The organism is Pseudomonas sp. S31, from assembly GCF_016648105.1.
Taxonomy (GTDB): domain Bacteria; phylum Pseudomonadota; class Gammaproteobacteria; order Pseudomonadales; family Pseudomonadaceae; genus Aquipseudomonas.
Genome location: NZ_JACVVE010000009.1, coordinates 100,980 through 115,455, shown reverse-complemented (window position 1 = coordinate 115,455; position 14,476 = coordinate 100,980). Strand labels below are relative to the sequence as shown.

Sequence of the window (14,476 nt, the reverse complement as noted above, 5' to 3'; positions counted from 1 at the left end):
TCCGTCAGTCGAGCAAGTGCTGCAAGCTAGTCGCGGACAATCGGCGCTTCAGCGAAACCATCAAGGGTAACAGGCGGACGGCCTGGCAAATGCGCCACCAACTCTAGCGTACCCCCCATCGCCTCTACATAGCCCCGTAGCGTCGAAATCAGCATGTCAGTACGCTTCTCGACCTTGGATATATTGGCCTGGCGAATGTCCAGTCGCTGGGCCATGCCTTCTTGCGTCAACTCCAGCTGCTTACGCAGCGCCTGCAAAGTCATCTCCTCACGGATCAGCTCGCGCCCACGTTCCTCAGCCGCAGCCCGGAGCTCCGCGGGCAAGCTGTTCATTACCTCATCAAGCGTCTTGGACATTACGTTCTCCCCTGAGCAAATACTTGTCAAAACGATCATCGGCACGCTTTATCAGGCGCCGATAAAAAAGCTTCTCGCGTAACCCCGCCTTATCCCCTGCAACCAGGATCACGGCACTTCGCGCTGGATCGAATGCAAAAGCAACTCGCCAGACGCCATTGCCTGCGCAGAACCTCAACTCCTTCATGTTGTGATGCCGGGATCCCTTCAGCGTATCGACTCGCGGACGCCCCAGTACCGGCCCCAGAAGCTCCAGCAACCTGAGCTGACCTACCAGCTCTTTCTTGATCGCACTCTCGAGCCCGTCGAAATCGGCAACGAACTCCGTGCAAAAACTGATCGACCACGCCAACAAAATACCTCCAGAGGAATATTCCCTCAAGCGAATATTGAAAAAATCAGGAAGAGAATTTTGTCGATAGGCGAAGGTAGATCGATAGCAGGTAATTCAACGCCTTGAAGTAAGAATTACGCTTATTTTTTGTGCGAAATATACATAGTTCCAGTGATTAACGCTGGCCAAATGCCGCCTCAGATGGGAACCTTTACGCCCACGGAGACGTCCACTCCCCTGCAACCCGCTTCGGTTGGGGACTGGTTTCATCAGCATTTTCGGGCCCGACGGGGTTCGGCTCATGGCCTGATCGCAGCCTTCGGTTGCCTCACGCTGCTACTCGCGAACACACCCACCGCCGCCAAGAAAAGGCGGCAACAAAAGAAGTGTGCTCGCCGACAACACAAGGAGTCCGCCTGTGGCTAAACGCTACGGAAAGGGGCTGTTGGGATGGGCCGCCGTGCTCGTCATCCTGGCCCTGCTGGTCCACTGGATCGGCATCGACACGATCGCGCGTTATCGCGACGATCTTGGTTTCTACCTGCAAGCGCACCTGGTCCTGGTGCTGGCTTCGATGGCGGCGGCGTTGGCCGTGGGCATCCCTGCCGGCATTGCCTTGAGTCGACCGCACCGGGTCGACAAAGCCGAACGCTTCATGCAGTTCTTCAACGTAGGCAACACCGTTCCCCCTCTGGCCGTTCTGGCCATCGCCCTGAGTATCCTGGGCATCGGCGCCGGTCCCGCGATCTTCGCGCTCTTCCTCGCCTCCCTCCTGCCCATCGTGCGCAACACCTACGAAGGCCTGAAAAACGTCCCCGCCTCGCTCAAGGAGGCCGCCACCGGCATCGGCATGACCCCGCGCCAGCAACTGTGGCAGGTCGAGTTGCCCAATGCCGTGCCGATCATCGTCGGAGGTGTGCGCGTGGCCCTGGCCCTGAACGTCGGCACCGCGCCACTGGCCTTCCTGATCGGCGCCAACAGCCTTGGCAGCCTGATCTTCCCCGGCATCGCCCTGAACAACCAGCCACAGCTGCTGCTGGGCGCCGCCTGCACCGCGCTGCTGGCCCTGGTGCTGGACGCCGCGGTGAGTTTCTCCAGCAAGCGCTGGTTGGAACGTGGCCTGGCCCAATAACAGAGGGAACGTATGAAGAAGAGAATCGCCTTGCTGCTGGGCGCGGCCCTGCTGTTCGCAGGATTTGCCCAGGCAGCGGAAAAACCGCTGATCCGCATCGGCGCGCGCGTCTTCACCGAACAGACCGTGCTCGCCGAGATCACCGCACAGTACCTGCGCGCCAACGGTTTTGACGTACGCGTGACCACCGGCCTTGGCAGCAGCATCGCCCGCCAGGCCCAGGAAACCGGCCAGCTCGACCTGATGTGGGAGTACACCGGGGTCTCGCTGGTGTCCTACAACCATATCGACGAACGTATGCCCGACGCCGCGGCCACCTACGCCAAGGTCAAGGAACTGGATGCCAAGAAAGACCTGATCTGGCTGACTCCGTCCAAGTTCAGCAACACCTATGCCTTGGGTCTGCCCAAGGAAGTTGCCTTGCAATACCCGCAGGTCAACACCATCAGCGATCTGAACCAGGTGCTGCGCGATGAAAGCAAGCGCAATCACCTGGTGGCACTGGACACCGAGTTCGCCAACCGCCCGGATGGCCTGGTCGGCCTCAAGGAGCTGTACGACCTGCAAGTGGGTCGCGCCAACATCCGCCAAATGGATGCCGGCCTGGTCTATACCGCCATGCACAACAACCAGGTGTTTGCCGGCCTGGTCTACACCACCGACGGCCGCCTCAACGCGTTCAACCTCAAGCTACTCGAGGACGACAAGCACTACTTCCCCGACTACACCGCCGCCCCGGTGATCCGCAAGCCGGTGCTCGACGCCAACCCGCAATTGGCCGGCCTGCTCAAGCCGCTGGCCGAGCAGCTCGACGACGAGACCATGCGCCAGCTCAACGCCAAGGTCGACGTCGAGCACCAGAGCCCGACCGCCGTGGCCGCTGACTTCCTGCGCGAACACCCCCTCAGCGAGGTACAGCCATGAACCTGCTCGACACCTTCGCCCACCTTGACTGGGCCCAGGTCCTGCAACTGACCTGGCAGCACGTCATGCTGGTCGGCATCGCCGTCGGCCTGGCCATCCTCGTCGGCGTGCCGCTGGGCATCCTGATGACCCGCTTCCCGGCCCTCGCCGGCCCGTTGCAGGCCAGTGCCACGGTGCTGCTGACCATCCCGTCGATCGCCCTGTTCGGCCTGCTGCTGCCGTTCTACTCCAAGTTCGGCCAGGGCCTGGGGCCGCTTCCGGCGATTACCGCAGTGTTCCTTTATTCACTGCTGCCGATCCTGCGCAACACCTACCTGGCCCTGACCAACGTCGAGCCCGGCATCCGTGAAGCCGCGCGCGGCATCGGCATGACCTTCGGCCAGCGCCTGCGCATGGTCGAACTGCCCATCGCGGTGCCGGTGATCCTCGCTGGCGTGCGCACCGCCGTGGTCATGAACATCGGCGTCATGACCATCGCCGCGACCATCGGTGCCGGTGGCCTTGGCGTGCTCATCCTCACCTCCATCAGCCGCAGCGACATGTCGATGCTGCTGGTCGGCGCCGTGCTGGTCAGCCTGCTGGCCATCGTCGCCGACCTGCTCCTGCAAACCCTGCAACGTGCCCTGACTCCAGAAGGACTGCGCTCATGATCGAACTCAAGAACCTCAGCAAGACCTTCAACGTCAACGGCAAGGACGTCAAGGCGGTCGACTCGGTAAGCCTCACCGTCAACGAAGGCGAGATCTGCGTGTTCCTCGGCCCCTCGGGCTGCGGCAAGAGCACCACGCTGAAGATGATCAACCGCCTGATCACGCCCACCTCCGGGCAGGTGTTCATCAACGGCGAGGACACCAGTGCCCTGGACGAAGTGACCCTGCGCCGCCATATCGGCTACGTGATCCAGCAGATCGGCCTGTTCCCCAACATGACCATCGAGGAGAACATCACCGTGGTGCCGCGCCTGCTCGGCTGGGACAAGCAGAAGTGCCACGAGCGTGCCCGCGAGCTGATGCACATGATCAAGCTCGAGCCCAAGCAGTACCTGCAACGCTACCCGCGTGAACTGTCCGGCGGCCAGCAACAGCGCATCGGCGTGATCCGCGCACTGGCCGCCGAAGCGCCCGTGCTGCTGATGGACGAGCCGTTCGGCGCGGTCGACCCGATCAACCGCGAGATGATCCAGAACGAGTTCTTCGAGATGCAGCGGGCGCTGAACAAGACGGTGATCATGGTCAGCCATGACATCGACGAAGCCATCAAGCTGGGCGACAAGATCGCCATCTTCCGCGCCGGCAAGCTACTCCAACTGGACCACCCGGACACCTTGCTGGCGCATCCGGTGGATGACTTCGTCAGCAACTTCGTCGGCCAGGACAGCACGCTCAAGCGCCTGTTGCTGGTCCGCGCCGAGGATGCCGCGGACAACGCCCCGTCGGTGAGCCCGGAAACGCCGGTGGCCGATGCCCTGGAGCTGCTGGACGAACACGACCGCCGCTACGTGGTGGTGACCGATGCGCAGAACAAGGCGCTGGGCTATGTGCGTCGACGCGACATGCACCGCCAGCAAGGCAGCTGTGGCGACTTCCTGCGCCAGTTCAATGCCACCGCCTCGCACGACGAGCACCTGCGCATCCTGCTGTCGCGGATGTACGAGTTCAATCGGGCGTGGTTGCCGGTGCTCGATGCCGAGCAGGTGTTCCTGGGTGAGGTGACGCAGGAATCGATTGCAGCTTACTTGAGCTCGGGGCGTTCGCGGGGGGCGAAGACCAGTATCGTTTCGCCGGCCGAGGTGGCGGCGTCCTGATAGGGCTCTTTCGCGGGTAAACCCGCTCCTACAGGTACAGCACGACCCTGTAGGAGCGGGTTCACCCGCGAAGCAGCCGACGCGGTGTCAGAACCCTACACTGGCCTGCACATAGAAGGTCCGTGGCTCACCCACGTAGATGCCGGCATTGTTGTCGCTGGAGCGGGTGAAGTACTGCTTGTCGAACAGGTTCTTCACCCCCGCCGCCAGCTTCAGGTTGGACATCTGCGGCCCGAAGTCGTAGCCACCACGGGCATGCCAGGTCACATACCCCGGAATGTCGCCATACTGCCCATCCGCACTCGGCTCGGTGATGTAGTCACCGGTGAAGCTGCCATCGCTGTTGATCCCGGTCCCCGGCGCGCGCTGCTTGGATTGGGCATAGGCGTCCAGGTTCCAGGTCCAGTGATTGACCTCATATCGCACCCCGGCAGTCGCCACCTGGCGCGAATAGAACGGCAGGTCGCGGCCCTTGAAGCCTGGGATCTCGCCTTCGTAGGTAGCTCGGGTGTAGGTGTAGCCACCATTCACCGAGAGCCCTTCCAGCCGCGGGTCCAGCCCCGCCAGGTCATAGCGCACCGACGCTTCGATGCCCTGGTGCTTGGTCGCGCCCAGGTTGGTCCAGCCCACGTCGTTGCTGATGTACTGCAGCTCGTCGTCGAAGTCGATGTAGAACGCCGTCAACTCCCCGGCGAAACCGCCGTTGTCGTACCGAGTGCCGATTTCATAGGTCTTGGCCTTTTCCGGCTCCAGGCCATTGGCCGTGCTGTCGCCGCTGCCACCCTGGCCCAGCTGGAAGTACTGCAGGCTGCCGAAGGAAGTCTCGTAGTTGGCGAACAGCTTCCAGGCATCGGAGACGTGATACATCACGCTCAGCGCCGGCAGCGGCTCGTTGCTGGTGATGCTTCGGTTCTTCTCCGGCACCGGCTGGCCGTTGGTTCCCAGCACAGGGCGGTCACGCCAGTCGGTATTGATGTGCTCGAAGCGGATGCCTGGGGTAATGGTCCAGTTGCCGACGTCGATCTTGTCATCGATGTAGTAGGCGCTCGCCTCGGTACCACCGCTGCGGTCCTGGAACACGTGGCCGTCGGACGTCGGCGTGGAGGTCGGCACGTTGTCGATCAGTGCCAGGCGCGACGACTGCTCGCGCATGCCTTCCTTCAGGTAGCGATAGCCGACGCTGACTTCCTGGGTGGTCGGGCCGGCGAAGAAGATTCGCGACAAGCGTGGCTCGATGGCGAAGGTGTGGTAGTTGCGCGGGAATGACGACAAGGTTTTCATGTCCCGAGAGGCGATGGCGCTGCCGCGGAAACTGTCGGTGTAGTAGGTCAGCACTTCGAACTGGGTAGCATCGTCGAGCTGGCGTTGCCACTTGAACGACACATCCTTGCGCCGCCCGGCGAAGTAGTCGTAGTCGCGCAGCGACTGGAACGGCTTGCTGTCGTACTGGGCCTGGGTCAGGCCACCCGGCATGTCCGCGCGGCCGTCGTAGTAGTGGAAATTGAGCCAGAATTCGTCGACGTCGGTAGGCGCCCAGTGGGTCTTGAGGATCACGTCGTCGATGTCGTTGCCGTTGTTGCTCTCCCGATAGCCATTGCCGTTGACCCCGGTGTACAGCAAGGCCACGCCCATGCCATTGTCGGCCGTACCGCCGACGAACGCCGACTCGGTGTGCTTCCAGCCACCATGCTGGGAGGTTTCCAGGGTGGTGGAAAGCTCCGCCGAAGCCTTCTCGGGGATCGCCCGGGTGACGAAGTTGATCACCCCGCCGACGTTCTGCGGGCCATAGCGCACGGAGCCTGCACCGCGCACCACGTCGATGCTGTCGAGGTTGCCGGAGGATATCGGTGCCATCGACAACTGCGGCTGGCCATACGGCGCGAAGGCCGCTGGAATGCCGTCGATGAGCACCGTCGAACGGGGCGACAGGCGCGAGGTCAGGCCACGCACGCCAACGTTGAGCGACAGGTCGCTGCCACCGGTGCCGTTGGACTCCTGCACCTGCACGCCAGGGATACCACGCAGCACGTCGCGCACGTTCATCGCGCCCTTCTCCACCATGGCCTCGCGGCGCACCACCGTGCGTGCGCCCGGGTGGTTCTGCACCACGGCCTGGTCGGCATCGCCCAGCCAGTCGCCGACCACCTTGACGTCGGTCGGGGCCAGCTCCAGGCTGCCAGTGGTGAGTGTGCCAGCGGTTTCGGCTGGCTTGACCACCACGGTGTCCTGGGACATCTCGTAGGTCAGCCCGCTGCCCTGCAGCAACAGCTGCAGCGCCTGTTCTGGCGCCAGGCTGCCGGACACCTGCGGCGCCTGCTTGCCGGCCACCAGCTCCGGGCTGAAGAACAATTGCAGGTTGGTCTGCTGGCCCAGTTGGGTCAGCGCCGTGGCCAAGGGCTGCGCCTGGATCTGGATCGTGCTGATGGCTTGGTCGGCCTGGCTGTTGGCAGTGACGGCAGCGACCGCTAGGGCCAGCGCCAGGGCGCGCCAGCGTGGGAATGGCTTGTTGTTGTTCACGTCGTCGAAACATCCTGAAGATTCGGAATGGACCCAACCGCATGCAAATGAAAATGCTTGGCAGTTGCAGCTGGCGGGGAAGACGAACGAGCGAAAAAAAACCTGAATCTATTTCGCGATTATTTCGCGGGAACCATCTTCGTGGGCCTTGATGGCCACCGGCAGGATGTTCGGCAAGGCGCGCAACAGCGCGTCCGTGTCATCGGTGCTGAAGGTGCTGGACAAGCGCAGTCGAGCCACCTTGCCCGGGGCGACCCGCAGTGGCTGGGCACGATAACGCGAGGCTTCGGCTACGACCTCGGCCAGCGTGGCGTTTTCGAACACCAGCTTGCCCTGGCGCCAGGCGGTCAGCGCGGCCGCGTTGACCGCGTAGGGCGCGGCTACCTCGCCCTGCGCATCGATCTGCGTCCCCTGGCCGGCCCCCAGTTGCGCCAGCGAGGCGTCCTTGCCCTGGACCCGGACCGAACCCTGCTCGACCGCCACGCGGGTGGCGGCCGGATCGAGCCGCACATCGAAGCGGGTGCCGGTCACGGTGACACTGCCCTGGGCGGTGGCGACCACGAACGGCCGGCTGCTGTCGTGGGCGACGATGAACATCGCCTCACCCGCATCCAGCTGGATATGCCGGCGCGCACCACTGAAATCGACCTGCAGCCGGGTTGCGCCGTTGAGCTCCAGGCGAGAACCATCGGGCAGCTCGACCTGGCGCCGCTCACCGAAGGCCGTCTGCAAATCATCCTGATGGTTGAGCTGCTGGTACTTCCAGGCGCCCCACCCCAGGCCCAGCGCCAGCACCGCGACACTGGCCGCCAGCGCCTGGTGCAGCAAGCGCCGGCGTGGCAAGCGCTGCACAGGGTCGGCCTGGCACAACGCTTCGAGGCGCTGGCGCGGCACCAGGTCGACCGCCTGCCAGAGCCGAGTCAGGTGCAGGTACTCCTGAGCATGCAGCGGGTCGGCGGCCAGCCAGGCTTGCAAGCGGGCCTGCAGCGCGGCATCGCCAGGCGCATCCTGCGCGCGGGCGAACCATTCGGCTGCCTGTTCGCGGACCGTTTCGCTACCGTGCTGTTTCATGGGAAAGGTCTCCTGCCTCATCTTGCCGACACATCCAGGTGCTCACGCAGATGCCGGAGCGTGCGGATCATATACTTTTCGACCATGTTCTTGGACAACCCCATGCGCTCGGCGATCTCGGCCTGGGTCAGGCCTTCGAGCTTCTGCCAGATGAACACCCGGCGGCAGTTCAGCGGCAGCTCGGCCAGGGCACGCTCGATGCTGTCGGCCAGCTCCAGGGCATGCACATAGGCTTCTGGGTCGCCGTTGGCGGCTGTGCCTTCGTCCAGGGCCTCGCGCTCCAGGCTCTGGCGGCGGTCTTCACGGCGAAAGCCATCCACCGCGATATTACGTGCGGTCTGATGGAGATAGGCGCGAGGCTGCTCTACCTGCTCGCGCGAGGTTTCCAGTACCCGGACGAAAGCATCATGGGTGAGGTCCTCGGCCTGCTGACGACTGCGCAGCTTGCGCGTCCAGGTGCCGATCAGCTCTTGGTAATGGTCGAGAAAGCCTTTGTGTCCAGCCACGGGAGGAGTCGTCAGGGAGGCAGATGAGGGTGCGAATAGTAATGTTTCTCATCAATGGCGGCAAATCCGCATGTCGGTAACAAAAAAATTCATGATTTTTTTCATGTGCCGATGGGCGCCTGAACGTGGCCATAAATATGAACACCGTGAGGGCCTTCGCGGGTAAACCCGCTCCTACAGAAATCTGCAAAACCCTGTAGGAGCGGGTTCACCCGCGAAGGGGTCGACAGCGTCCATTCCACAATTTTTTACGCCTGAAACCTGCGATGGAACATCAGCCGGTCACATGAGTCGGTTATTCAAATGGCTGCTCGTCGATCCGCGACGAACACGCCCGGATTGCCTGTTGATTCTGCATTCTTCACGCCCTAAAGTGCGCGCCGAACGTCCATGCTGGAAACGATCCATCCGGCTCAAGTACTGAGTAGGCGAACCAAAGTGGGGATACGGAGGACGTTCAGTTTGCAGCCACTTAATCTTTCAGTTTGCCCATGGAGTCCCTGAGCATGTCGATCCAGGTCGAAGACTATTTCGCGCGTGACACCTTCCAGAAAATGAAGGCATTCGCCGACAAGCAGGAAACCCCGTTCGTACTCATCGACACCCAGATGATCAGCCAGGCCTACGACGACCTGCGCGCAGGTTTCGAGTTCGCCAAGGTCTACTACGCCGTCAAGGCCAACCCTGCCGTCGAGATCATCGACCTGCTCAAGGAAAAAGGTTCGAGCTTCGACATCGCATCGATCTACGAGCTGGACAAAGTACTGAGCCGCGGCGTCGGCGCCGACCGCATCAGCTATGGCAACACCATCAAGAAGTCCAAGGACATCCGCTACTTCTACGAGAAGGGCGTGCGCCTGTATGCCACCGACTCGGAAGCCGACCTGCGCAACATCGCCAAGGCCGCGCCGGGCTCGAAAGTGTACGTGCGTATCCTCACCGAAGGCTCGACCACTGCCGATTGGCCGCTGTCGCGCAAGTTCGGCTGCCAGACCGACATGGCCATGGACCTGCTGATCCTCGCCCGCGACCTGGGCCTGGTGCCGTACGGCATCTCCTTCCACGTAGGGTCCCAGCAGCGCGACATCAGCGTCTGGGATGCCGCCATCGCCAAGGTCAAAGTGATCTTCGAGCGCCTGAAGGAAGAAGACGGCATCGAGCTCAAGCTGATCAATATGGGTGGCGGCTTCCCGGCCAACTACATCACCCGGACCAACAGCCTGGAAACCTACGCCGAAGAGATCATCCGCTTCCTCAAGGAAGACTTCGGTGACGAGCTGCCAGAGATCATCCTCGAACCCGGCCGTTCGCTGATCGCCAACGCCGGCATCCTGGTCAGCGAAGTGGTGCTGGTCGCCCGCAAGTCGCGCACCGCCGTCGAGCGCTGGATCTACACCGACGTGGGCAAGTTCTCCGGCCTGATCGAAACCATGGACGAAGCCATCAAGTTCCCGATCTGGACCGAAAAGAAAGGCGAGGCCGAAGAAGTGGTCATCGCCGGCCCGACCTGCGACAGCGCCGACATCATGTACGAAAACTACAAGTACGGCCTGCCGCTGAACCTGGCCATCGGTGACCGCCTGTACTGGCTGTCGACCGGTGCCTACACCACCAGCTACAGCGCGGTGGAATTCAACGGCTTCCCGCCGCTGAAGGCTTACTACCTGTAATGCGAAACGGGGCCGAAAGGCCCCGTTTCCATATGTGCCGTCCTGCACCGGCCTCTCGCGGGACAAGCCCGCTCCCACAGGAGCAGTGTTTCCTCAGGTCAGTCACTGTACCTGTGGAAACACTGCTCCTGTAGGAGCGGGTTTACCCGCGAAGAGGCCGGCACAGGTAACATCAGGCCTCGCGCCGTTCGATCTCCTCGGCATAACGCCCGGCAAAGCTCATCAGCACCGGCCCCGCGTCCTGCAATGTCACCAACGCAGCCCGCAGGAAGTTCAGGTTGCCCTCGATCCTGGCTCGCTCCAGCCAGGGCGCAGCCTCGCCCACCTGACCCCGCTCGACCAGCACCATCGCCAGGCTGAACATCCCACGAAAATCCCCCGCCTCGGCCGAGCGCCGATACCAGCGCACCGCGCGCACCGGGCTCGGCGTGGTGGCGATGCCATGCTCCAGGTAGCGCCCATAAAGGTTCATCGACTTGGCATGGCCCATCTGCGCGGCCTTTTCGTAGCAGTTCAGCGCCTGGGCCTGATCGGCCGGTAGCCCACGCCCGGTCGCCAGCAGGTTGCCCAGGTTGTACAGGCCCCAATCAAGGCCGGCGTCTGCCGCTCGCGCATAGTGGATGGCGGCCTGGGACGGGTCCACCGCGCCTCCCCAGCCATGCTCCAGGCAGCGCCCGAGCATGTTGTGGGCCATGGCGCTACCGCCCTGCGCGGCGATGCCGAACCAACGCCGTGCCACGCTGGCGTCCTGCTGGATACCACGCCCGTCGAGCAGAATCTGCCCGAGCAACAGCTGCGCCTCGCTCACGCCCTGCCCCGCCGCCGCCAGAATCGCCTGGGCCGCCTTGCCTGGGCTGTGCTCGAGCATCGCCTGCAGGCCAGCGACATCCAGCACTTCCTCACGACGCAATTGATAGGACATGGTCAGACCTCGGCCCAGCGGCGCAGCAGGTTATGGTAGGTGCCGGTCAGTTGCAGCAAGGACGGATGGTCCGGCACGTCGGCGGTGAGTTGCTGGATGGCATTGTCCATCTCGAACAGCAACGCCCGCTGGCTGTCCTCGCGCACCAGGCTCTGGGTCCAGAAGAACGCAGCAAGACGGGTACCACGGGTCACCGGGTTGACCTTGTGCAGGCTGGTGCCGGGGTACAACACCAGGTCGCCGGCCGCCAGCTTGACCTGATGGGTGCCGTAGGTGTCCTGGATCACCAGCTCGCCGCCGTCGTAGCTGTCCGGCTCGCTGAGGAACAGGGTCGAGGACAGGTCGGTGCGCACCCGCTCGACGCTGCCTTTGGGCTGGCGCAGGGCGTTGTCGATGTGGAAGCCGAAGCTGCCGCCTTCGCGGTAGCAGTTGATCAGCGGCGGGAACACCTTGTGCGGCAGCGCGGCCGACATGAAGCGCGGGTTGCGCCACAGGCGCTCGATCAGTGCGCCGCCGATCTCCTTGGCCAGCGCGTGCCCTTCGGGCAGTTGCAGGTTGTACTTGGCTTTGGCCGATTGGTAGCCAGCGGTGACCTTGCCATCCGCCCAGTCGGCTTGCTCCAGGGCCTCGCGGATACGGGCGAGCTCGCCTTGGTCGAACAAGCCGGGGATATGAAGCAGCATGGCGGCGGCACCGTGAAGAAATGTAAAGGGCCAATGATATTGATTCCCTTTTACACCGCACAAGCCCTTTTGTGACGTTTCACGTTTCAGCAAATGTAAACCAGAAACCGAAATTGTAAAGAATGTAAATTTCTAACGAATGGTAATGACTCTCAATTGTTAGTCACAATTGCTTACATTAAGATCCGCGGCCTTCACACCTTGGGGAAGGTCCTACAACCATGAGTCACGTACCATCTGCAGTGAGTTCGCCACGCCGAATTGCTTCTGCCATCGGAGTCGCCATTTCCGCCGCGTCATCTACACAGATCGCCCTGGCGGCCGACACCGACAACAGCTCCGTAGTATCGCTGGATGCAACCAGCGTCAACGCGACTCAGGACGTCACCAGCTACAAGACTGACGTCTCCAGTTCGAAGAAATACACGGCGCCCCTGCGCGAAACGCCTAAGAGCGTGACCGTCATTCCCCAGCAGGTGATCCGCGATACCGCAGCTACCAGCCTGGCGGATGCGCTGCGTACAACGCCTGGCATCACTTTCGGAGCCGGTGAAGGTGGCAACCCGGCAGGTGACCGCCCGATCATCCGCGGTTTCAACGCCGAGAGCGATGTCTTCGTCGATGGCATGCGTGATGTAGCGTCGCAAAGCCGCGAGATTTTCAACGTCGAGTCCATCGAAGTCAGCAAAGGCCCAGGCTCGGCCTTCACTGGAGCAGGCTCCACAGGCGGCAGTCTGAACCTGGTGACCAAATCGGCGAAGCTGGGTGACAGCTACAACGGTGGTTTCACCTGGGGCTCGGATCAGACCAAACGCACTACCCTGGACTTGAACAAGCAACTTACCGATTCCTCGGCATTTCGTCTGAACCTGATGAAGCACGAGGCCAACGTCGCAGGGCGTGACGACGTCGATGTGAGCCGGTGGGGGGTCGCCCCTTCCTTCGCCTTCGGTCTGGGCACCGATACACGTGTGACCGTCGGCTACTACCATCTCAAGACGGACGACATGCCCGACTACGGCATTCCACTGAACCGAAGCGCCGATCGCAGCAAGTACAACGTCGACGGCCCCGCGCATGTCGACCGAGACAACTTCTACGGCCTCAATGATCGCGACTACCGCAAGACAACCAACGACAGCGGTACGATTCGCATCGAACATGATCTGAACGATAGCCTGACGTTGTCGAACAGCTTCCGCATGTCCCGCTCGACGCTGGACTACATCGTCACCAACCCAGATGACAGCAAGGGCAACGTGGCCAACGGCACGGTGTACCGCTCGACCAAAAACCGCAACTCGACATCCAAGGGGTGGGTCAACCAGACCGACCTGAGCGCCAAATTCAATACCGGGTTCGTCGAGCACAGCCTGGTAACCGGGTTGGAGTTCACCTACACCGACACCCACAATCGCGGCTATGTGATCACTTCGGACGCCGGCACCGGCACCGTTTGCACCCCTGCCCTGCTGGCCTCGGGGGACTGCACCAGCCTGCACGATCCGTCGCCGGACGACAGCTGGTCGGGCACCATCACCGACAGCAAGGCCTTTACCGACACTGACACCAAAACCAGTGCCGCCTACGTGTTCGACACCCTGACGTTCAATGAGCAGTGGTCGTTGAACCTCGGCCTGCGCTACGACGACTACCGGACCAAGTCCAGCGGCTACAGCACGGGCGGTCGTGGCTCGGTGGCCGGAGATTTCTCTCGCGAGAACAATGCCCACCTGTGGAACTACCAGGTTGGCGTGGTCTACAAGCCATTGCCGAACGGCAGCATCTATGCTGCCTGGTCGACCTCAAGCAACCCATCCGGCGAAACTAGCGGTAACGGCGGCCTGGAACTGGCCACCAACAACAGCGATCTGGATCCGGAACGCAACCGCAACTACGAGATCGGCACGAAGTGGGACTTCTTCGATGAGAACCTGTCGCTGACCGCCGCTCTGTTCCGTACCGACAAGACCAATGCCCGGGTCACCGATCCTGACAACGCGACCTACCAGGTTCTGGATGGCGAACAACGCGTGCGGGGCGTGGAGCTTACCTACTCTGGCAACCTGACCAGCAAATGGAAGGTCTACGGCGGCTACACCTACATGGAAAGCGAGATCGTCAAGACCAGCACTGCGGCCAACGAAGGCAACCACATGCCAAGCACGCCTCGGAACAACTTCACCTTCTGGTCGACCTACGACATCATCCCGCAGTTGACCGTCGGGGCCGGTGCCACTTTCGTCGACTCACGCTTCGGCGACGAAGCCAACTCGGTCGAGGTGCCCTCGTACTGGCGCTACGACGCCATGGCCACCTATCGTCTGACCAAGAACGTCGATCTGCAACTGAACGTGCAGAACCTCACGGACAAACGCTACTTCGACCAGGTGTTCGCCCCTCACTACGCTCACGTAGCGCCAGGACGCACCGCCCTGATGAGCGCGAACTTCCACTTCTAAAGCAGCCTCCCCGAGCCCCGTTCATTCCAGTGAGCGGGGCTTTTGCGTATCGAGGCATAATGCACGCCGCGCAGAACGCGGCGGCAATACAAGGT

13 protein-coding genes are annotated in these 14,476 nt (G+C 62.2%); 6 read left to right on the top strand and 7 right to left on the bottom strand.

What is annotated here, in order from left to right; all coding sequences use genetic code 11:
• Positions 1-26: 26 nt before the first annotated feature.
• Positions 27-356, bottom strand: a complete 330-nt coding sequence (locus tag IAE37_RS09480) for an XRE family transcriptional regulator (RefSeq protein ID WP_201172659.1) — start codon at positions 354-356, stop codon at positions 27-29.
• Positions 340-708 carry a type II toxin-antitoxin system RelE/ParE family toxin gene (locus IAE37_RS09475; protein WP_201172656.1) on the bottom strand — a complete coding sequence of 123 codons (369 nt, stop codon included), beginning with the start codon at positions 706-708 and terminating at the stop codon, positions 340-342. The genes IAE37_RS09480 and IAE37_RS09475 overlap by 17 nt, the downstream gene beginning before the upstream one ends.
• 400 nt (positions 709-1,108) lie before the next feature.
• On the opposite strand from IAE37_RS09475, the gene IAE37_RS09470 reads away from it, so the two are divergent.
• Genes IAE37_RS09470 through IAE37_RS09455 form a run of 4 tightly spaced genes read left to right on the top strand, consistent with a single transcriptional unit; the run spans position 1,109 to position 4,550 of the window.
• Positions 1,109-1,822, top strand: a complete 714-nt coding sequence (locus IAE37_RS09470) for an ABC transporter permease (protein WP_201172653.1) — start codon at positions 1,109-1,111, stop codon at positions 1,820-1,822.
• 12 nt (positions 1,823-1,834) lie between these two features.
• On the top strand, positions 1,835-2,746 hold the full coding sequence (locus tag IAE37_RS09465) for a glycine betaine ABC transporter substrate-binding protein (protein WP_201172650.1): 912 nt from the start codon (positions 1,835-1,837) through the stop codon (positions 2,744-2,746).
• Positions 2,743-3,396 (top strand): ABC transporter permease, encoded by a 654-nt coding sequence (locus IAE37_RS09460; protein WP_201172647.1) that lies wholly within the window; start codon positions 2,743-2,745, stop codon positions 3,394-3,396. Before IAE37_RS09465 ends, IAE37_RS09460 begins: the two co-directional genes overlap by 4 nt.
• Positions 3,393-4,550: an osmoprotectant ABC transporter ATP-binding protein OsmV gene (locus IAE37_RS09455; RefSeq protein WP_201172645.1), complete on the top strand. Its 1,158-nt coding sequence runs from the start codon at positions 3,393-3,395 to the stop codon at positions 4,548-4,550. Before IAE37_RS09460 ends, IAE37_RS09455 begins: the two co-directional genes overlap by 4 nt.
• 87 nt (positions 4,551-4,637) lie before the next feature.
• Here the strand turns inward: IAE37_RS09455 and IAE37_RS09450 are convergent, their stop codons facing one another.
• The 3 genes from IAE37_RS09450 to IAE37_RS09440 form a co-directional block, all read right to left on the bottom strand.
• Complete coding sequence (locus IAE37_RS09450; RefSeq protein ID WP_201172643.1) at positions 4,638-7,067, bottom strand: TonB-dependent receptor family protein; 2,430 nt, start codon at positions 7,065-7,067, stop codon at positions 4,638-4,640.
• A gap of 108 nt (positions 7,068-7,175) precedes the next feature.
• Positions 7,176-8,138: a FecR family protein gene (locus tag IAE37_RS09445; protein WP_201172642.1), complete on the bottom strand. Its 963-nt coding sequence runs from the start codon at positions 8,136-8,138 to the stop codon at positions 7,176-7,178.
• 17 nt (positions 8,139-8,155) lie between these two features.
• A complete protein-coding gene (locus IAE37_RS09440; protein ID WP_201172641.1) occupies positions 8,156-8,644 on the bottom strand; it encodes a sigma-70 family RNA polymerase sigma factor in 489 nt (162 codons plus the stop codon).
• A 506-nt stretch (positions 8,645-9,150) separates the two neighbouring features.
• Between IAE37_RS09440 and IAE37_RS09435 the strand changes: the two genes are divergently transcribed.
• Entirely contained in the window at positions 9,151-10,314 is a 1,164-nt protein-coding gene (locus IAE37_RS09435) for a type III PLP-dependent enzyme (RefSeq protein ID WP_201172639.1), read from the top strand.
• A 172-nt stretch (positions 10,315-10,486) separates the two neighbouring features.
• On the opposite strand, the gene IAE37_RS09430 is transcribed toward IAE37_RS09435, so the two are convergent.
• Both IAE37_RS09430 and IAE37_RS09425 read right to left on the bottom strand, forming a co-directional pair.
• Entirely contained in the window at positions 10,487-11,236 is a 750-nt protein-coding gene (locus IAE37_RS09430; protein ID WP_201172637.1) for a tetratricopeptide repeat protein, read from the bottom strand.
• Between the two features lie 2 nt (positions 11,237-11,238).
• Positions 11,239-11,919 (bottom strand): Fe2+-dependent dioxygenase, encoded by a 681-nt coding sequence (locus IAE37_RS09425; protein ID WP_201172635.1) that lies wholly within the window; start codon positions 11,917-11,919, stop codon positions 11,239-11,241.
• 221 nt (positions 11,920-12,140) lie between these two features.
• Here IAE37_RS09425 and IAE37_RS09420 point away from each other — a divergent pair, with 221 nt between their 5' ends.
• Entirely contained in the window at positions 12,141-14,381 is a 2,241-nt protein-coding gene (locus IAE37_RS09420) for a TonB-dependent receptor (RefSeq protein WP_201172633.1), read from the top strand.
• Positions 14,382-14,476: the final 95 nt, after the last annotated feature.